Source organism: Bradyrhizobium sp. S69 (assembly GCF_009766005.1).
Taxonomy (GTDB): Bacteria; Pseudomonadota; Alphaproteobacteria; order Rhizobiales; family Xanthobacteraceae; genus Bradyrhizobium.
This window is the reverse complement of record NZ_LMUK01000017.1, coordinates 24,343-42,511: the sequence shown is the minus strand read 5'-3', so window position 1 is coordinate 42,511 and position 18,169 is coordinate 24,343. Positions and strand designations below refer to the sequence as shown.

Here is an 18,169-nt window from a genome sequence, read left to right as displayed (position 1 = left end):
CTTGAATTCGAAGCCAACTTCGCGCTAGCCCTAACACCACAATGAAAACACCCTGTCACAGAAATTACCGTGTCTCACTTACGGGGTGCAGTCCAGTGCACAAAATTATTGTGAGTAACGACCCCGACGACGAGCTGTCGTCCGCGCGGAACATAATCGCATCAATGCATTGAGCCTGTTACGATGCCGCTTCCAATCATAGGTGAAGAAGTTTCGCCTGACGTTATGCCGGATAGCACCCGTTGCCCGCGCGCACCTACTTCTCAAATCCGACAAACACCGTCGCTTCCTCGACAGACTTCCGCTCCGACACGACAGCATTGGCCGGAAAGGTTTCATCCGGCCAGCCCAGCGCGATACTTTTCATGATGACCTGATCGTCGGATATTCCCGCGTGCTCGCGCACCACGGGGGATTGCATGATGCCCTGGCTGTTGATCACGGCGCCCAGCCCGCGAGACCAGGCGGCATTGACCAGGGCGGTCGCCACGGCGCCGCAATCGAAGGGCGTATCGTCGCTGCCGTCCAGCGCGCGGTCATAAGTCACGATCACGCAGACAGGCGCGTCGAATTGACGGAAGCCGCGCAGTACCCAGTCCTGGCGCTTGTCCTTGTTGTCGCGCTCGATCCCCATCGCGGAGAATAATTGCTTGGCGACGCCGACCTGCCGGTCGCGGTGCTGGCCTGCGAAGGCCTGCCCGGTGCGGAACTCGCGGGACTGCGGTATGCCCGCCACCATCCGCTCGGTGTTGCCGGCGCGGATCCGATCCAGCGGTTCGCCGGTGATAATGTAGAAATTCCAGGGCTGGGTGTTCATCGACGATGGCGCGCGCATCGCCAAACCAATGATTTCCGTAATCAGCGCCTTGGGCACTGGATCGGGCTTGTAACCGCGGATACTCCGGCGACCGAGGATAACGTCATCGAACTGCATCTGTGTGGGATTCCCTGGCAACTTCTGAATCAGCCTGGATTTTCGCGATTTCTGCACCCGTGCGCAAGCGACGAGCCGTCGCCTGCGTGCGCCCTTCAGTGCCCGTGGTCGTTTAGCGGATTTAGGGATGATGAAATTGTGCCGCTGATTTGCCCGACGTGTCAAGTTTTCGGTCCAAACGGTCGGTCGCGGCGGCCGCCGGCTACTGTGCATGGGGTTGTTTTCGATATTTTTGGTGGGAGCCGCGGCGACCCGGCGCGACGCGTAGGGCGGATTGGAGCCGAAGGCGTAATCCGCCATCCACCGACAACGAAAGCGGCGGAGGTTACGCCCTGATGTCCTTCGTGAGGTGTATCGAACAGGCGATGGATGTGGCGACGCCATCGGAACACGGCGATCAGTCGAATTCACCATGCGACGTCCTATCCTCGTTCGGTCAGAATTCCTTACGCAGTGGCGAGAAAAATATTTTGTGAATCCGCATTGCGGCGTGTGTTTCTCGCCTCGCCATAACGCGCCGCACAAATTCTGGAGCAACTCAGCTAATCCGCGAAACGCGCGCGAACAGGTTGCGCGGCGCCGGGATAGGATGATACGAGCGAACGGCGTTGGCGTCAGAAAAGAAAAAAGGAAAGCATATGATTCAAAATGCACGCGGCGCTCGCTGCCCTCTTTTTGGCCCAGTTGCGGCGCTGAACTTGTGTCATGGCTGAGCGCGGGCAGGGTGGTGCAACATCGGTTGAGGGTGTCGTCGCAGAACACGAGGCGTCGCCGTGCCCGTGCCAGACGCGGCGTGCGCTGATCCTGACGGCGCTCGCGACCGGTGCGTGCCTGGCGACGTCCTCGGTCGCTTCCGCGGATGACGATCAGCCCGGCAGTGACGAGCGGCCGCAAAAGGCCGACCTGCTGGTTTTCACCGAAGGCGATCATGCCGGGGAAGTCATCAAGCCGGGCGACCTGAAGCTCGGGGGGCCGCCGGTGCATGCCTGGCCGAAGGATCCGAAAACATCGGTGGTCCGCAAGGGTTCACGGTTGAACGAGGTTCTCATCATCAGGCTCGATCCTGCCGAACTCGATGACGAGACGCGCGCGCACGCGGCCGACGGTATTGTCGCCTATTCGGCCATTTGTGCGCATGCGGGATGTCCCGTCACGGCCTGGGTAAAGCAGGACGGCGGCGACAAGGATGTCTTTAAATGCGTTTGTCACAATTCCGAATATGATCCGCGGCACGGTGCGGAAGTCGTGTTCGGGCCGGCGCCGCGGCGTCTCGCGGCGCTTCCACTGGCGATCGCCGACGGCTCGCTGACCGTCGCCGCAACATTTATCGGAAAGGTTGGTGCTCAGCAGGCAGGTTGACGGTGGCGCCGTCGCATTGAGCTTCAACACAAATAAAAAAAATCAAGTGGGTGAAGAAACAAAACAGGAAGGTAGCGTCCATGACCAAGAAGCAGTGGCTATTGTCGAGCTTTGTCGCGTTCTCATGCCTTGTCGCACCAGCAGCCTTCGCCGGTCCGATCGAAAATTACAGTCCGGTGACCGATGCCCGTCTGCAAAATCCCGAACCCGGCAACTGGATGTTGTATCGCCGGACCTATGATGGGCAGGGCTACAGCCCGCTCGACCAGATCAATACCTCGAACGTCAAAAACCTGACACCGGTGTGGACCTTCTCCACCGGCGTCAATGAGGGCCACGAAGCGCCTCCGATCGTCAACAACGGCGTGATGTTCGTCGCGACCCCGATGGGACAGGTGATCGCCCTCAACGCCAAAACCGGCGATGAGTACTGGCGCTACAAACGCCAGCTTCCCGACGATCTCTTTCAACTGCATCCGACCAGCCGCGGCGTCGGCTTGTGGCAGGACAAGCTGTATCTGGCCACGACCGACGATCATGTCGTCGCGCTCGATGCCAAGACCGGCAAGGTGGTCTGGGACAAGAAAGTCCAGGACTACAAGAAGGGTCAGTACATGACCCTGATGCCGATGGTGGTTGACGGCAAGGTTGTCGTCGGCGGTTCCGGCGGCGAATTCGGTGTGCGGGGTTATATCGTCGCGTTCGATGCCAATGACGGCAAGGAATTGTGGCGCACCTTCACCATTCCCGGCGAGGGCGAGCCCGGCCACGACACCTGGAGCGGCGACGACTGGAAATCCGGCGGCGGCCCCGCCTGGATGACCGGCACCTACGACAAGGACACCAAGACGATTTATTGGGGCACCGGCAATGCCGCACCGTGGCCTGGCGCCAATCACCCTGGTGACAATCTCTACACCAGTTCGGTGCTTGGGCTCGATCCCGATACCGGCAAGATCAAGGCTTTCCATCAGTACCACCAGAACGATTCATGGGATTGGGACGAGGTGGACGCGCCGATGCTGGTGGACCTGCAACGGGACGGCCGCTCGTTCAAGAGCCTGATCCATCCAGGACGTGATGCGATCTTCTGGGTGCTGGAGCGCAAGCCGGATGCCATCAACTACGTCGCCGGCTGGCCGTTCGTGAAGACCAATGTCTGGAAAGGCATCGAGGCGGAAACCGGCAGGCCGATCGTCGATCCCGATCACAAGCCGACGCTGGGCAAGCGGGTCGAGTTCTGTCCGTCATTGTGGGGCGGCAAGGATTGGCCGTCGGCGGCCTACAGTCAGAACACCAAGCTGGTCTACGTTCCCGCCAACGACAATTTCTGCGGCGGCTTTACCGGCGAGAAGGTGCCGTTGGTTCCCGGTCAGCTCTGGCTCGGCACCAAGCCGGAAGATATCGGTCTGTCGGTGGTGCCCGGCGCCGATCATTATGGCGAACTGCAAGCGTGGGATCCGGCCACCGGCAAGAAGGCCTGGTCGCATAACTTCGCCAAGTCGCAGCTGTTTGGTTCGGTGACGGCAACCGCGGGCGACCTGGTTTTTGCCGGCGGCACCAATGACCGGATGTTCCGGGCGTTCGATGCCAAGACCGGCGAAGTGCTGTGGGAGCAGAAGACCAACTCCGGCATCATGGGCATGCCGATGGCCTATGAGGTGGACGGCACCGAATATATCGCGGTGCAGTCCGGCTGGGGCGTCGATGCGCAACGCATCCAGGATGCGCTGGCGGGAGATAATATCGGCATCGAAAGTAATGTGCCCCAGGGCGGTGTCGTCTGGGTGTTCGCCGTCAAGAAGTAAGCACAGCATCCGCATCCGCTCGTCGTACTCAAGGTTTGGCCGCTCCTAAGGAGCGGCCAAATCGTTTGGATCGGACCGAAGTTCGAGCGCGGCGCAAACGTCTCTCCCGCAAATTCAGCAAGCAGGATTCGCGCACCGGTTGTCTTCTTGATCGTCGGAGCAAATTCCGCTGCGCGAGAATCGCCGCTGCAACCGCGTTGCAGCCGCTGTAACTGCGTTGCAGCAATACCTCTTTTCGATTGACGGGTTCATTTTTCGGGAAGATTGTTAGCTGCTCTCGGGAAGTTTACTGACTTCGTTCGGGAAGACATACAGCGCAAAAATGCGCGAGAGTTCATTGGGAGGGATAAATGAAAGGTATAGCGCTGGCCGCTGGCCTGGCGATGGTGCTCGCGCCGATTGGCGTGCGTGCGCAGACGGCCGATCAACTCGTCAAGGGTGCGACCGACACGTCGAACGTCCTCAATTACGGCATGGGATATAATTTGCAGCGGTTCAGCCCGCTGACCCAGATCAACAAGGAAACCGTCAAGAACCTTGTTCCGGTCTGGAATTACAGTCTTGCCGACGACCGCAGCGAGGAATCGCAGCCGATCATCTACCAGGGCGTCATCTACGTCAGCAGCAACAGCGCCACGATGGCGGTCGATGTAAAGACCGGAAAACAGATCTGGAAGACCAAGGTCGAGTATCCGCCGGAGACCCCGCGTATCGTTTGCTGCGGCATCATCAATCGTGGCGTCGCGATTCTCGACGGCAAGCTGTTCCGCACCACGCTCGACGCCAATGTCATCGCGCTGGATGCCAAGACCGGCAAGGAATTGTGGCGTGAGAAGGCCGCCGATATTAAGGAAGGCTATTCGATGACGATGGCGCCTCTGGTCGCCGACGGCGTCGTGCTGACCGGGGTCTCCGGCGCAGAGTTCGGCACCCGTGATTTCATCGACGGATGGGATCCGGCAACCGGCAAGCATCTGTGGCGCACCTACACGGTTCCGAACCCGGATGAACCGGGCGGCGACACCTGGAAGGGCGACACCTGGAAATTCGGCGGTGGATCGACCTGGATCACCGGTTCTTACGACCCCGAATTGAATACGGTCTATTGGGGCGTCGGCAACCCGGGGCCCTTCAACGCCGCGGGACGTCCGGGCGACAATCTCTACACCTGTTCGGTACTCGCGCTCGATGCCAAGACCGGCAAGATCAAATGGCACTATCAGTTCTCGCCGAACAATCCGTTCGACTATGATGCCGTGGCCGAGATGGTGCTGGCCGACATCAATATCGACGGCAAGCCGACCAAGGTGCTGATGGACGCCAATCGTAACGGCTTCTTCTATGTGCTCGACCGGACCAACGGCAAGCTGCTCGCCGCCAATCCCTATGTGAAGGTGAATTGGGCTTCCAGCATCGACATGAAGACGGGGCGCCCGGTCGAGACGGATGTCACGAAAGACGCGCGCGAGGGCAAGAAGGTGGTGGTGTATCCTTCGATCCTCGGCGGCAAGAACTGGGAGCCGATGTCCTATAATCCGCAGACCGGCTTGGCTTACGCCAATACGCTTGCCTTCGGCGGTCACTACAAGACCGAGCCGGCAACCTACAAGGCCGGCGAATGGTATGTCGGCATGGATCTGACGGACGTTTGGGAGTGGGGTACCGGACCGCGCGGCCATCTCACGGCGATCGATCCCATGACCGGCAAAGCCAAGTGGGAAGCGCCAAGCGATATCCCGCGCTTCTCGGGCGTGCTGTCGACCGCGGGCGGCGTCGTGTTCTCCGGTCAGTTGACCGGCGAGTTCGAGGCATTCGACGCCAACGACGGCAAGAAGCTGTGGCAGTTCCAGACCGGCTCCGGCATCGAAGGTCAGCCGGTGACGTGGGAGCAGGACGGCGTCCAATATGTCGCGGTGACCAGCGGCTATGGCGGTGTCTACTCGCTGTTCTCCGGTGACGAGCGCCTCGCTCAGATACCGACCGGCGGATCGTTGTGGCTCTTCGCCGTGAAGAAATCGCAATAGGTAGCGCGCGAGTGATCAAGCGACCTTTCAACTGGGCGGCGGCGTATTTCGCCGCCGTCGCAACGATAGCGACGGCAAATGCGCAGACTGCGACGCAAGTTGCTGCGACTGGGGACGGCGGCGATCAGGCACTGATCGACCACGGCAAAATGACCTATGCCGAGAAGTGCTCGCATTGCCATGGCCCCGGCATGCTGAACGCCGGCACGATCACGCCCGACCTGCGTAGATTTCCCGACGACAAGACACGCTTCTTCACCACGGTGAAGAACGGCAAGAATGGCAAGATGCCACCCTGGGGCGACCTGTTGGATGACGACCAGATCGGTGCGCTATGGGCCTACGTTTCGAGCCAAAGGAAGCCATGAGAATCCGGTCGTATGCAGCAGCAGCTGTTGCCTTGATGACGATGGCCGCGATGCCGGCGATTGCCGCCGCGGACGCGCTGCGGGTTTGCCTCGACGAAGATCTGCCGCCGCTGTCGGTGCATCATCGCGGCAAGCCGGCCAGCGGCTTCGATGTCGCGCTGGCGCAGGCGGTCGCGCAGCGACTCGGCCGGTCGCTGGAAATCCAGTGGTTCGAAAGCAAGCTCGACGAAGATTCGTCGCCGGCGCTGGAAACCAACGCGCTGCTCTCGGACGGCCGCTGCTCCCTTGTCGGCGGTTATGCCCTGACCACGGATTCCCTGGTCGTGCCGGGCCTCAAGACCGCGAAGCTGCCGGATTTCGAAGGTGCCACCGGCCCGGACCACCGGCGCCGTGTGCCGCTCGGTGTGCTGACGCCGACCGATCCATATATCTATTCGGCGCTGACTGTCGTGCTGGGGCCCAAGGCGGCAGAGCGGCACATCAGCGGTATCGGCGATCTCGCGGGGCTACGCATTGGCGTGGAAAGCGGGACGTTGGCCGACGCGCTGTTGATGACCTTCGATAAAGGCAGGCTGATCGACAACATCACGCATCTGGTTCCAACCCGCGACGATCTGTTAGGCACGCTTGAGCGCGGTGACCTCGACGCGAGTTTGCTCGATCTACGCAGATTGGACGCCTATCGCGCCACCCACACGGACACCAAATTGACGGCCTCCGGTTATTTCTATCCAATCGGTGTCAATCGCGGCTATGTCGGTTTGGCGAGTAGCCCGGCTCTGTTGGCCGAGGTCAACACGGCGTTGTCCGCGTTGCAGTCCGACGGAACCGTGGCCAAGCTTGCGGAAGCGGCGGGCGTCAGCTTCCTGCCGCCGCGCGAACCGATCGTGCTGGGCGACGCGATGATGAAGGCGTTGCAACAGAAATAGGCTAAAGCGTTTTCGAGCCAACGGGTCGCGCGAACGCGCGCCCGATGATAGGCTCAGTGGGCTCCGGCTCGCGTGAAGAAAACGCGTCAAAACAAAAGACGAGAGCCCCGTTCTGATTCAATCAGAACGGAAAAGGCCCCAGAGGAGGCGCGGCATGAGCCTTTCGATACGCGATGTAAGTCTCTGCGCCGTGGTGGCGATGACGGCGTGCTGGGCGCAGCCTTCCCGCGCATTGGACCCGCGTTACCCGGACTGGCCATGCCAGCAGCTGAAGGTCCCGGGAATTGCCGTCGCAAGCGTGTGGAACGGCCCTTCGATCGAGGGCATCGACACCAAGCCGGCCGACCCCAAGGAAGCCGACCTGGTGACGAGGTTGGCTGCCCGCCGCACGCCGATCGACGACGCCAGGAAATTGATCGCGGATTACCTGGTCGGAACCGATACGGAAAAGCAGGACAAGGCAAAGAAGCTTTTCGCCGAACTATATTCGACGCTCAACGCGCAGCGCGACGAGGTGATGAACGGCATCGAGCGCTTTTCCCGCAAGCAGAAGGCTGCCGCCGACGACATCCGTGCGGAAGCCCAGAAGCTGCGGGACATGCAGGACAAAGCCAGCGCCGATCAGGCCCAGACCGAGGACCTCGTCAGCCGACTGGCGTGGCAGACGCGGATCTTCGAGGATCGGCGGAAGTCGACATCCTATGTGTGCGACGTGCCGGTCCAGATCGAAAAGCGTCTGTTCGACCTGGGCAGCGCGATCCAGAACGTTTCAAGCGCGGATCCGGCCAAGAAATAACAATCGAGAAATAAGACTCGATCTCGCCTACTCGTCGGGACGGGGTTCCGGGTTGGCTTCTTCCAGTGGAAGGCCGGCGGCAAGCCAGCCGTCTGTTCCTTCGCGATACCACGCGACGTCAGAATAGCCGATCTCTTGCGCGCGCCTGGCGGCATTCCACGACATCCAGCAATCGGCCAGGCAATAGAGCACAACCAACCTGGCACGATCGCCATGCGTCGCTTTCTCCAGGCCCCTGACGAAATAGCCGGCCATGCTGGGCGCCAGTTCGCCATAGCCAGTGTCGGGCAGCCAAATGCTTCCCGGAATATCGGGGCGCGGCTTGTCCCGCCACAGCGTGCCCGCCGGCAGATTCCGCGGCCGGGGCGGTCTCGGCAGCACATCGACAAAGGATGCGGTATGGCTGCGCCAGAGCTTTTCTGCTTCTTGCGTTCCGATCACCTTGGCGCCGCGCAACGTCGCCGGCGTCGGCGCGCGATAATCCTCAAGGCGATAGCTTTCCGGCTCGGGCACATCCGCCGCCCGGGTTGCCGCAGCAGCAAAGATCGTTGCTATCAGCGCAAGGTAGACGGCGGCCCTGGAGCCGTTCCGATGGAATCGGAACGGGGCGCCCGTCTTTTGTTCTGACGCATTTTCTTCCCGTGAAGCGGTGCCCACGGAGCCTGTCATCGGGCGCGCATTCGCGCGACCCGTTGGCTCGAAAGCGCCGCGGTCATGGCCGCTTGGACAGTGTCTCGGCGGTGATGGGCGCATTGGCGTCGTCGAGGATCGGGATGTTGTAGCTGATCAGGAGCTTGTTGATCTCGGCCTGGTTTTCCGTAATCAGCTTGTTGAGCGTGCGTTTCCAGTCCTGGTCCGCCGCGCGTACCGCCATGCCGATGCGGTAAGTCATTTGCGGTCCCATCGTCTCCTTGACGAGCGGCACGACGACCAGAGGCGGGGTAGCCTTTGCCGCGAAATAGCCCGCCATCGGGCCCCATAAGATGCCGCAGTCGATGTTGTCCTGGTTGAGGTCGTCGATCATGGCCTGAGCTGAGGAATCCGCGCGCGTATCGATAAAGAGCGGATAGGACTTGGCCTTGGCGAACAGGCCGTTGACAGCCATGTTGGTGCTGGGCGGCGTCTTCGCGACGATGCCGATCCGTTTGTCCTTCAGCCTGGGATCGTTGATCGCGGTGACATCTTCAAGACCGCTGCCGCGCTTGGTGATCAGCGCATAGGTGGTCCGGTAATAGGGGACGGTGGACTGCGCCTGGTCGTCGCCTTGCGGGAATCCCATGATGACATCGCAGCGGTAGGAACCCAGCGTCATCTTCACGAAACCGGTGGCCTGCGGGAAATAGGTGTAGCTGAGCTTCTTGCCGAGCTTGGTCGCGAACAATTCGGCGAGCTTGTTTTCAAAGCCCTCGCTCTTGTCGTTGGAGAACGGCAGGTTGCGCGGATCGCCGCAGGCGCGAAACACGTTGGGATCGACAAGCTCCAGCGAGCCGGATTCGCTACCTTGCGTGGGCGCTTGCGCTGTGGGTGTTTGCGCAAGGGCCTCGACCGGCCGTAAAGCCACCAGCCCGCAGGCCAGCACGCCGAGCAGCCATGCGATCACGATTGCCGGCGGCTTCGATGGTCGATGCAAAGGCCGCGTCGCGTTTTCGATATGCTGTGCGTTCATTATTCCAGCGATTGTTGGAGACGGACATTGCCAAGGAAGGCAAAAGTCCAAAAAAGACTAGGTAACTCTCCCGGCATAGGCAAGTTATGATTTGGTGCAAGGCGATTGTCTCTTGCGCCGCAATGTGAACGGGAACCCGAAGATTGGTGACATCGCATCGGAACGCCCACATGGACAATAAACCGGCGGCTCAGCGTAATCCTTTAACGTGTCGGGCTATCCGCGGTTTCTGTTTTCATCGGCGCAGCGCCAAAGTTCTTCGCTTGGTCGGTATTGTTCTCGCCGTGATCTGCGCTTTAGTTCTGGCCCCGGACGATTGCAGTGCACAACAGAAGAATCCGACGCCGCCGCTGCCGATCTCCGAGATCGCGCCGGGTGTCTACGTTCACGTCGGCAATATCGATATGATGACCGAGGCCAATGAGGGTGATGCGGCCAATGTCGGCTTCGTCGTCGGCGACGATGCGGTGGCCGTGATCGATACCGGTGGCAGCGCGCACGAAGGCGCGCGCCTGCTTGCGGCGATCCGCGCGGTGACGCCGAAGCCTGTTCGCTATGTCATCAACACCCATGTTCATCCCGATCACATTTTCGGCAACGCGGCGTTCGCACGCGAGGGGACGGTTTTTGTCGGACACAAGAACCTGCCGCGCGCGCTGACGGCGCGGGGCGAATATTATCTCAAGTCATTTCGCAGCGTGCTGGGTGATGCCCTGATGGACGAGGTGAAGATCGTGCCGCCCACGCTGCTGGTCGACGGTGAACTGCGGATCGACCTTGGCAAGCGTGTGCTGACGCTGAAGACGTGGTCACCCGGGCATACCGATAACGACCTTACGGTGTTCGACGACACAAGTTCCACGCTGTTTGCCGGCGATCTGCTGTTCGTCGAGCATCTGCCGGTCATCGACGGCAGTATCCGCGGCTTTCTGGCCGACCTTTCGGAACTGTTGCGCCTTCCCGCCGAGCGGGTTGTTCCCGGACATGGACCGGTCGTTTCCGATTGGCGTGGCGCCGTTGCCGACGAGCAAGGCTATTTAGAAAGCCTTGCCAAGGAAGTGCGCGGTCTGATTGCCCGGGGCGTACCGCTTGCCGAGGCGGCACAAACGGCCGGACGCAGCCAGCAATCGCACTGGAAACTGTTCGACGAATACGGTTCGCGCAACGTCATCGCGGCGTATGGCGAACTTGAGTGGGAATGACCGCGCCTTGCTGCACAGGGCGTTTTCGGATAGATTTTGTTCCTCTCTCATTGTGGAAATGGAATTCGACCATGTCGATTTTTCCAAAGGCGATTGTCCCGGCCCTGATGGCGGCGCTGTGTCTGGCGGGACCGCTGAACTTAGCTGGCTCGTCGCGGGCCAACGCTCAGGCCGCCGCCACCCAGGACCAGCCGTCGGAAGAAACCTGGAACAGCATCAAGGGCGACATCTTCAAGGACCGTCCTGTTCTGGATGGCACCGGCCTTGTGATTCTCGATGCGCCCCGCCGTGCGGAGGACGCCGCTGTCGTGCCGATCGGCATGCATGTCAACTTCTCGCCCGACGACAAGCGCACGCTGCAATCGCTGACGCTCGTCATCGACGAAAATCCCGCACCTGTCGCCGGTACGTTCGCAATCGGGCCGCGTTCCGGCCTGACCTCGATTTCAGTACGTGTACGGGTCAACACCTATTCCTATGTTCGGCTCGTCGCCGAACTCAGCGACGGTAAGCTCTATGGCGTCAAGACGTTCGTGAAAGCATCGGGTGGCTGCTCGGCACCGGCGTCCTCGAATGCCGACGCCACCAGATCGGTGCTCGGCCAGATGAAATTCCGCACGTTCCGCTCCGAGGCCAGTCCGACGCCGGAGGCCCAGATCATGCTGCGTCACCCGCAGAATTCCGGATTGCAGATGGACCAGCTGACCCGGGGATACATCCCGCCGTTCTTTATCGATAATTTGAAGATCTGGCAGGGCGACGAGCTCATGGTCACGATCGATGGCGGCATCGCGATCTCGGAAGATCCGAATATCCGCTTCAACTACAAGCCCAACGGCGCGGCGGATTTCCGCGTCGAAGCCGTCGATACGGACAAGCATGTGTTCAGGGGCGAATGGCCGATTGAAAAGTCGATGCTGTAACGAACCCGGATTTCTCGCTTCGGCATTTCTCTCTCAGGCAAGAGCCCCGTTCCGATCGAATCCGAATGGGGCTCTAATCTTTTGTTTTAATGGGTTTTCTCTGCGCGAGGCCGGCGTCCTCCGCGCAGGAAGAAGCTGCGGGCTGATTTCTCTCTCAGACAAGTCTTGCCCGGACAAGTCGTGCAGTCTTGTCCAATCGGAAGTCTTGTCCGATCAGAAGCAGCGAATTTCTGCTTCCGCCTGTGCCCGACGGAATTCCTGCAGCGACAGCCTGGCGGGTTCGGTCGATCGAAATTCGGAGCCGACCGGGCCGGAGACCTGGGACATCGAGAGAATTGTTTCAGCCGCCACGTAGCCATCATATGGAATGATCGAGGCAATCACGTCGATCGAGCAGGAGCATTTCTGCAACAATTCCGGCGTTTCACCGTTGGCCTTCATGCACCCGAAGACATAGTCCGCGCGCGCCGACGTCGGATAGTCGTTGAGATCGTCAGCCTTTGCGCGCGCAGCCGCGGCGACGACCAGGATCGCCACCAGGACACAGGATTGGAACAAGGGGTGCATGCGAACCATCGTCAGCGCCTTTCGTCGCCCAGCACGCCAACGCAGCGAAATTTTGCGCTTGCCGGTCCGATCACGACTTCTTGCCGTCGGCCCCGAATTGCTTGAGATAGGCGATGGCATTGTCGATGTCGTCGTCCTTGGTCAAGCCGGGGAAGATCATCTTGGTTCCGGGAACCTTGGCGCGAGGGTTTTTCAGATATTCCTTCAGGGTGGCCTCATCCCAGGTAATGCCGGAATTCTTGTTGGCATCGCTGTAGGAATAGTCCGGATAAACGCCAGCCTTGCGGCCCACCACGCCGTTCAGCACCGGGCCGACCGCATTCTTGGCGCCTTCGCCAATCTGGTGGCATGCCTTGCATTTGAGGAACACCTTCTCGCCAAGCGCTGCATCCTGGGCGTTTGCGGCGCCCATCGAACCCAACAACGCCAAGCCGGACACGGACCATGCCGCGAAAAAATAAACCCGAAGATTTGTCACCCGGTCTCATCCCTTGGTTTTGTGTCTGGACGAATGTTCACAACAGTCATCGAATAATTTGTCAGGATCAACAAGGGGGGTCAAGCTCGGCTGCGACAGGGCATCGGCAGATGACGCTAGCTTTTCGTCGTAGCTCACAGCACGACGCGCCTTTGCCGACAGACCTTGCCGCGGGGAACACAGTGGGTTAAATGGCCAGCACCGAACTTTCGAAGTTCGTGCGGCGAAGATGATCGGCATGATGCAATGCAGCGACGGTCGGCAACGCGACACATGAGGCTCTGATATGTCGGCCCGCCGGAGTCGCGGATGGCGACGCGGCTTTTGGCAATGGTCATGAAACCATTCGATCCCAATCAGACCCCGGCGCTTGAAGTCGATCGCGTCAGCCATCGTTATGGCGCACGGGTCGCACTGAACGATGTCAGCCTGACCGTTCGGCCGTCGTCGTTTACGGTGCTGCTGGGATTGAACGGCGCCGGAAAGTCGACCTTGTTTTCGTTGATCACGCGCCTCTATGCCATTCGCTCGGGTCAAATCCGGATTTTCGGTCATGATGTCGCGAGCGAGCCGGGCGCGGCCCTGAGCAAGCTCGGCGTGGTGTTTCAGTCGCGTGCGCTCGATATCGATATTTCGGTTCGCCAGAACCTGATGTATCACGCGGCGCTGCACGGCATCGCCAGCAAGCGCGCCAACGAGCTTATCGCCCAGGTGCTCGATCGCGTCACCATGGCCGACCGCAGCACCGACCGGGTCGGAAATCTTTCGATCGGGCAGATGCGCCGGATCGAGATTGCGCGCGCCTTGCTGCACCAGCCCCGGCTGCTTCTGCTCGACGAACCAACGGTCGGCCTCGACATCAAGGCGCGCGCCGATATCCTCGACCATGTTCGCCGGCTATCGATCGACGACGGCATCGGCGTGCTCTGGGCGACGCATCTCATCGACGAAGCAGGAGCGGGTGATGATGTCGTGGTGCTTCACAAAGGCAGCGTGCTCGCGCATGGCCCGGTCAGCGATGTCGTCGGCCGATCCGGCGGCGCCGATCTGCGCGAGGCGTTCAACCGGTTGACCGGCGGCGCCGATCTCGGCGAACTGGAGACGGCCAGATGACGGCTATCGTTCAGACGACGGACCAACAGGTCACCGGCAGGCACCGCTTCTCGCTGGCGCAGTATTTCATCTGCCTCAAGGGCATCGTCTGGCGCGAAGCCTTGCGTTTCATCCACCAGCGCGAACGTTTCATCTCAGCGCTGGTGCGCCCGCTGGTCTGGCTTTTCATTTTTGCCGCCGGGTTTCGCCAGGTGCTGGGCGTCTCGATCATTCCACCCTACGAGACTTACGTGCTGTACGAGGTCTATATCGCGCCTGGCTTGATCGCGATGATCCAGCTTTTCAACGGCATGCAATCGTCGCTGACGATGGTCTATGACCGCGAAACCGGCGGAATGCGGACGCTGCTGGTCAGCCCGTTCCCGCGCTGGTGGTTGCTGACCTCGAAACTTCTGGCAGGCACGCTGGTCTCGGTGCTGCAGGCCTATGCCTTCCTGCTGATTGCGTGGTTCTGGGAAATCGAACCGCCCCATCTGGGTTATCTGGCGCTGTTGCCGGCGCTGCTTCTCAGCGGCTTCATGCTGGGCGCGCTGGGAATGCTGATCTCGTCGCTGATCAAGCAGCTGGAGAATTTCGCGGGCGTCATGAACTTCGTGATTTTTCCGATGTTCTTTGCCTCGTCCGCGCTCTACCCGCTATGGCGCGTCAAGGAATCCAGCCCGCTGCTGTATTACATCTGCGAACTCAATCCGTTCACCCACGCCACCGAACTGATTCGCTTCGCGCTGTACGAGCAGGTCGCGTGGGTTTCGCTAGCGGTCGTGGTCGGTTGTACCGTGGTGTTTCTGTTCGGCGCGATCCTGGCGTACGACCCGGGCCGTGGCTTCCTGGCCCGCCGCGGCGGCCCGGCGGGTTGACCGCCGGGACGCTCTCTTAATGCCGCTTTAGAACGTGACCTTCATGCCGGTGTAGAAAGCGCGCGGCTGCGCCGGGCTGAGCGAACGCGGGTCGCTGAACGATGCGCCGCCATTGGCGAAGTTAGGCAGCGCGCCGGTATCGAAGAACGTTCCATAGCTCGCATACAGATTGTTGAGGACGTTGTTGGCGCGCGCATAGATCTGGACGTTCTTGGTGACCTGATAGGACGCATGCAGGTTGACGACAGTGTAGGACGGCAACTGCGGGAATTGGTTGGATTCATCGCCAACGAAATACTGGCTGCCGACGTAAAGCACATCACCGCCGGCCCTGAACTGGTCGGTGAAAGCATAGTCGATGCCCGCTTTCAGCCGGTTGCGTGGGACAGCCGGAATTTTGTCGCCGGGCATCACCTGGATGTTGCCGTTGGCATCGGCAAAGGGGCTGTTCGAGCCAAGTTGTACGGCATTGAGGAAGCGCGCGTCGACGAACGTGTAGCTGGCGTTGAACTGCAGCTTGTTCGACTTCAAGCTGAACTCGGCCTCGATACCCTGCCGGCGGGTCGAGCCGACATTCTGGAAATAGCCGAACCCTTGCAGGACTGTGCTGGGGATGTCGAGGATGTCATCGGAATTGTCGGCGCGGTACGCGCCCAGTTTCCAGTTGATGGTGCCGAGGCTGATCTCGTCGGTGCCGCGGAAGCCGGCCTCCACGGTGTGCGATACGACCTGCTTCAATGGCGGGTCGGAAACCAGGAACGAGGCGATGATGCAGGGATTCGCCGGATCCGCGCATCCCAATTCGAGCGGGGTCGGTGCGCGATTTGCCTCGGAGTAGCCGGCATAGGCCGTCAGTCCGGAGGTGATCTTGAGGGTGCCTCCGATGATCGGATTGAAACGGGTGTAGGTGTCGCTGCCGTTCAGCGCGGTGCCGAGCTGGTCCTGCAGATTGATATTGGCCACGTTGAAACGACCGCCGCCCGTGATCGCGAACCTGTTGGTGACGTCAAAGGTGTCGAGCGCGTAGACCCCGGTATATTGGTTGGTGCTGCGAAGATCGACCGGACCGTCCGAAACCGGAGAGCCGGAATCGCCGAGGAAGATGTTGGAACCCGCGAGCACGTAGTTGGATTGGATCGTCCCCAGCTCTGCGCTGGCGAGGAAATGCGAGGAGCTATAGTCGTAGCTGGTACCGATCACAAAGTGGTTGTCGTGTCCAAATAATTGGTCGGTATTGGTCGCCTGTACCGAGAATCCAAACGTCTTGGTATAGGTCGACGTTCGATCGTTTTCTCCCAGCACGGCGCTCGGGTCGAACGGGTTCGCGAGTTGCGCTCCATTCAAGCCATTGGCCGGCGTGCTGCTATCACCAAAGCAAAGCAGCGTCGGATCGTCGCAAGGCTGCGCTCCGGTCGGATTGCCGTCCTGGGTGTGTTGGTCGAAGATCCGGACATGCGCGACGCCGTCGACCGTCCAGGTCGGCGAGACCTCGACCTTTCCGGTCAAATTGAGATACTCAACCTTGTTGCTTGAGGTCTGTGGCGTGGTGTAGGTCGCGCCCCAGAATTGCTGCAGCAGTTCGGCCGGCACGGTCGCGGCGGCGCCGAAATCATTGGCGGCTGCGCCGATATTCATATGAAATTCAGCCTGATCGTTTCTGTAGCCGATGTCGCCGTAGAAGCGCCGGATGTTAGAGGCCGAAAAATTGCGAAAGCCGTCATCGTGCACGCCTTCGAGTGCACCATAGACGGAATAATCACCGTACTGCTGGCCCCATTGCGCCGAACTCTGCACGCGTCCGTTCGAGCCGCCCATGAGATCGATTTCGGCGCCGTGATAGGTGAAACCATCCTTCATCTTGACGTCGATCGCGCCACCGAGGGCGTTCAACCCGAACGCCGGATTGTTGGTGACCAACGTGACCGATTGAATAGCGGCGGTCGGAATCAAATCCCAGTTGACGGTGTCGCCGAACGCTTCGTTGATGCGTACGCCATTCTGATACACCGCCAATCCCTGCGGTGTGCCGGACACCGGAGAAGCGACAAAGCCGCGAAATTGTATGTCGGGCTGGAAGGGATTGCCGGCCACTTCGTTGACGATGATTCCGGGCACGAATTTTACCAGCGAGTCCGTGATGCTGAGCGATCCGGTCTGTGCGATCTGGCTGGCGTCAACGGTGTTGGAGGTGGCGGGAGCCTTGTCGGTTGCGATGTCGCCGCCCGCCAGCGGCGTGGTCGGATACACCGGGACGGTGGGTGTGGCGTGAACCCTGCGCGTCGCAGTCTGGTCCCGTCCGCGCTTAACGCCGGGCCTTGTGTCGGTCACCGTGACGGACGGCAGGGCCTGCGCGGCGCCGGGCGCGTCTTGGGCATACGCGCCTTCATTATTCACCCCAAGCAGGCCGATCGATATCGAAGCGACCAATACGTACCGAGCACTCATCTCTTACTCCCCAGCCCACCGGCTGTTTTCGCCGGTTGGGTACAGGAGATTATCGGTGCGCGGGCTGGAAACAGCCAGCTACAAAAGGTCCAGACTTCACTTGCCAATTATCCCGAAAAGATCGGGAAAATTTCCCGATCCGCGAGACTGGAGCAGAACAGAGCGCAATTGGTCGCCGCAACGCCTTCTAACTTCCTACTATCGCAGAAGCCGCAACAGCGCCTTGCCGGCCGGACTATTCAATTCCTTGGCATCCAGCGTCCCATCATGATCCGGATCGGCGGCGCTGAAACGCTGTTCGACGAGGGCCAGATATTCATCCTTTGTGAGCGTGCCATCGTGGTCGGGATCGGCCGCGGCCAACTCCTTCGCCGACAATCTCCGCACCAATTCGTGTTTGTCCAGCGTGCCGTCCTTGTCGCGCTCGAGCTTGTCGAACAGGGCGGAGGCCGCGGCCTTCGCTTCGCCAAGATCGACGGTGCCGTCGTTGTCGGTGTCCAGCAGACGTATCAGGCTCGATTTAGCCATTACCGGCAATACGGTGGCGAGCAACGTCCCGACCGCCAACGAGCCAACGAATGTGCGTCGCGTGATCATGGTGCGTGACCTTTCCCGATTGCGATGGGCACAGCGGACATCCCGCTGAGAATAATGAGATATTCATCCCGTGCGTTCACGGTAATATTCCCATATCTCCAGG

17 protein-coding genes are annotated in these 18,169 nt (G+C 60.4%); 10 read left to right on the top strand and 7 right to left on the bottom strand.

Annotated elements, in window-relative coordinates; genetic code table 11:
* Positions 1-256 precede the first annotated feature (256 nt).
* The gene (locus tag GSQ88_RS05770) at positions 257-934 is read right to left on the bottom strand and encodes a nitroreductase (RefSeq protein ID WP_159006433.1); all 678 of its coding nucleotides are present in this window, start codon (positions 932-934) and stop codon (positions 257-259) included.
* A 705-nt stretch (positions 935-1,639) separates the two neighbouring features.
* Here GSQ88_RS05770 and GSQ88_RS05765 point away from each other — a divergent pair.
* From GSQ88_RS05765 to GSQ88_RS05740, 6 genes are all read left to right on the top strand, one after another.
* Positions 1,640-2,293 carry a QcrA and Rieske domain-containing protein gene (locus tag GSQ88_RS05765; RefSeq protein ID WP_159006425.1) on the top strand — a complete coding sequence of 218 codons (654 nt, stop codon included), beginning with the start codon at positions 1,640-1,642 and terminating at the stop codon, positions 2,291-2,293.
* Positions 2,294-2,373: 80 nt separating this feature from the next.
* On the top strand, positions 2,374-4,101 hold the full coding sequence (locus GSQ88_RS05760) for a methanol/ethanol family PQQ-dependent dehydrogenase (protein WP_159006424.1): 1,728 nt from the start codon (positions 2,374-2,376) through the stop codon (positions 4,099-4,101).
* Between the two features lie 350 nt (positions 4,102-4,451).
* Positions 4,452-6,125 carry a methanol/ethanol family PQQ-dependent dehydrogenase gene (locus GSQ88_RS05755; protein WP_159006423.1) on the top strand — a complete coding sequence of 558 codons (1,674 nt, stop codon included), beginning with the start codon at positions 4,452-4,454 and terminating at the stop codon, positions 6,123-6,125.
* A gap of 11 nt (positions 6,126-6,136) precedes the next feature.
* Positions 6,137-6,493 (top strand): c-type cytochrome, encoded by a 357-nt coding sequence (locus tag GSQ88_RS05750; RefSeq protein WP_159006422.1) that lies wholly within the window; start codon positions 6,137-6,139, stop codon positions 6,491-6,493.
* A 35-nt stretch (positions 6,494-6,528) separates the two neighbouring features.
* Positions 6,529-7,422, top strand: a complete 894-nt coding sequence (locus tag GSQ88_RS05745) for a substrate-binding periplasmic protein (protein ID WP_502706698.1) — start codon at positions 6,529-6,531, stop codon at positions 7,420-7,422.
* A 154-nt stretch (positions 7,423-7,576) separates the two neighbouring features.
* Positions 7,577-8,218: a hypothetical protein gene (locus GSQ88_RS05740; protein ID WP_246735074.1), complete on the top strand. Its 642-nt coding sequence runs from the start codon at positions 7,577-7,579 to the stop codon at positions 8,216-8,218.
* Positions 8,219-8,245: 27 nt separating this feature from the next.
* Here GSQ88_RS05740 and GSQ88_RS05735 read toward each other — a convergent pair whose 3' ends face one another.
* A complete protein-coding gene (locus GSQ88_RS05735) occupies positions 8,246-8,776 on the bottom strand; it encodes a PQQ-dependent catabolism-associated CXXCW motif protein (RefSeq protein ID WP_283810668.1) in 531 nt (176 codons plus the stop codon).
* A gap of 154 nt (positions 8,777-8,930) precedes the next feature.
* A complete protein-coding gene (locus tag GSQ88_RS05730; protein ID WP_159006419.1) occupies positions 8,931-9,884 on the bottom strand; it encodes a substrate-binding domain-containing protein in 954 nt (317 codons plus the stop codon).
* 170 nt (positions 9,885-10,054) lie between these two features.
* Here GSQ88_RS05730 and GSQ88_RS05725 point away from each other — a divergent pair, with 170 nt between their 5' ends.
* Together GSQ88_RS05725 and GSQ88_RS05720 are read left to right on the top strand one after the other, a co-directional pair.
* On the top strand, positions 10,055-11,086 hold the full coding sequence (locus tag GSQ88_RS05725) for a quinoprotein relay system zinc metallohydrolase 2 (RefSeq protein WP_159006431.1): 1,032 nt from the start codon (positions 10,055-10,057) through the stop codon (positions 11,084-11,086).
* Between the two features lie 107 nt (positions 11,087-11,193).
* Positions 11,194-12,009 carry a quinoprotein dehydrogenase-associated SoxYZ-like carrier gene (locus GSQ88_RS05720; protein ID WP_159006430.1) on the top strand — a complete coding sequence of 272 codons (816 nt, stop codon included), beginning with the start codon at positions 11,194-11,196 and terminating at the stop codon, positions 12,007-12,009.
* A 213-nt stretch (positions 12,010-12,222) separates the two neighbouring features.
* Here the strand turns inward: GSQ88_RS05720 and GSQ88_RS05715 are convergent, their stop codons facing one another.
* Both GSQ88_RS05715 and GSQ88_RS05710 read right to left on the bottom strand, forming a co-directional pair.
* The gene (locus tag GSQ88_RS05715; RefSeq protein WP_159006418.1) at positions 12,223-12,576 is read right to left on the bottom strand and encodes a hypothetical protein; all 354 of its coding nucleotides are present in this window, start codon (positions 12,574-12,576) and stop codon (positions 12,223-12,225) included.
* Positions 12,577-12,646: 70 nt separating this feature from the next.
* Entirely contained in the window at positions 12,647-12,988 is a 342-nt protein-coding gene (locus GSQ88_RS05710; protein WP_159006429.1) for a c-type cytochrome, read from the bottom strand.
* 402 nt (positions 12,989-13,390) lie between these two features.
* Between GSQ88_RS05710 and GSQ88_RS05705 the strand changes: the two genes are divergently transcribed.
* Both GSQ88_RS05705 and GSQ88_RS05700 read left to right on the top strand, forming a co-directional pair.
* The gene (locus GSQ88_RS05705) at positions 13,391-14,167 is read left to right on the top strand and encodes a lanthanide ABC transporter ATP-binding protein PedB/LutE (protein WP_246735071.1); all 777 of its coding nucleotides are present in this window, start codon (positions 13,391-13,393) and stop codon (positions 14,165-14,167) included.
* Positions 14,164-15,024, top strand: coding sequence for a lanthanide ABC transporter permease protein PedC (locus GSQ88_RS05700; RefSeq protein ID WP_159006416.1), 861 nt, complete (start codon positions 14,164-14,166; stop codon positions 15,022-15,024). Before GSQ88_RS05705 ends, GSQ88_RS05700 begins: the two co-directional genes overlap by 4 nt.
* Before the next feature lie 27 nt (positions 15,025-15,051).
* Here GSQ88_RS05700 and GSQ88_RS05695 read toward each other — a convergent pair whose 3' ends face one another.
* Together GSQ88_RS05695 and lanM are read right to left on the bottom strand one after the other, a co-directional pair.
* Complete coding sequence (locus GSQ88_RS05695; RefSeq protein WP_159006415.1) at positions 15,052-17,469, bottom strand: TonB-dependent receptor; 2,418 nt, start codon at positions 17,467-17,469, stop codon at positions 15,052-15,054.
* 198 nt (positions 17,470-17,667) lie between these two features.
* The gene (gene lanM, locus GSQ88_RS05690; protein ID WP_159006414.1) at positions 17,668-18,066 is read right to left on the bottom strand and encodes a lanmodulin LanM; all 399 of its coding nucleotides are present in this window, start codon (positions 18,064-18,066) and stop codon (positions 17,668-17,670) included.
* Positions 18,067-18,169 lie beyond the last annotated feature (103 nt).

Coding starts and splice junctions, on each gene's coding strand:
- GSQ88_RS05770 (WP_159006433.1), bottom strand. CDS start 934: ATGCAGTTCGATGACGTTATCCTCGGTCGCCGGAGTATCCGCGGTTAC.
- GSQ88_RS05765 (WP_159006425.1), top strand. CDS start 1,640: ATGGCTGAGCGCGGGCAGGGTGGTGCAACATCGGTTGAGGGTGTCGTC.
- GSQ88_RS05760 (WP_159006424.1), top strand. CDS start 2,374: ATGACCAAGAAGCAGTGGCTATTGTCGAGCTTTGTCGCGTTCTCATGC.
- GSQ88_RS05755 (WP_159006423.1), top strand. CDS start 4,452: ATGAAAGGTATAGCGCTGGCCGCTGGCCTGGCGATGGTGCTCGCGCCG.
- GSQ88_RS05745 (WP_502706698.1), top strand. CDS start 6,529: ATGACGATGGCCGCGATGCCGGCGATTGCCGCCGCGGACGCGCTGCGG.
- GSQ88_RS05740 (WP_246735074.1), top strand. CDS start 7,577: ATGAGCCTTTCGATACGCGATGTAAGTCTCTGCGCCGTGGTGGCGATG.
- GSQ88_RS05730 (WP_159006419.1), bottom strand. CDS start 9,884: ATGAACGCACAGCATATCGAAAACGCGACGCGGCCTTTGCATCGACCA.
- GSQ88_RS05725 (WP_159006431.1), top strand. CDS start 10,055: ATGGACAATAAACCGGCGGCTCAGCGTAATCCTTTAACGTGTCGGGCT.
- GSQ88_RS05720 (WP_159006430.1), top strand. CDS start 11,194: ATGGCGGCGCTGTGTCTGGCGGGACCGCTGAACTTAGCTGGCTCGTCG.
- GSQ88_RS05715 (WP_159006418.1), bottom strand. CDS start 12,576: ATGCACCCCTTGTTCCAATCCTGTGTCCTGGTGGCGATCCTGGTCGTC.
- GSQ88_RS05710 (WP_159006429.1), bottom strand. CDS start 12,988: ATGGGCGCCGCAAACGCCCAGGATGCAGCGCTTGGCGAGAAGGTGTTC.
- GSQ88_RS05705 (WP_246735071.1), top strand. CDS start 13,391: ATGAAACCATTCGATCCCAATCAGACCCCGGCGCTTGAAGTCGATCGC.
- GSQ88_RS05700 (WP_159006416.1), top strand. CDS start 14,164: ATGACGGCTATCGTTCAGACGACGGACCAACAGGTCACCGGCAGGCAC.
- GSQ88_RS05695 (WP_159006415.1), bottom strand. CDS start 17,469: ATGAGTGCTCGGTACGTATTGGTCGCTTCGATATCGATCGGCCTGCTT.
- lanM (WP_159006414.1), bottom strand. CDS start 18,066: ATGATCACGCGACGCACATTCGTTGGCTCGTTGGCGGTCGGGACGTTG.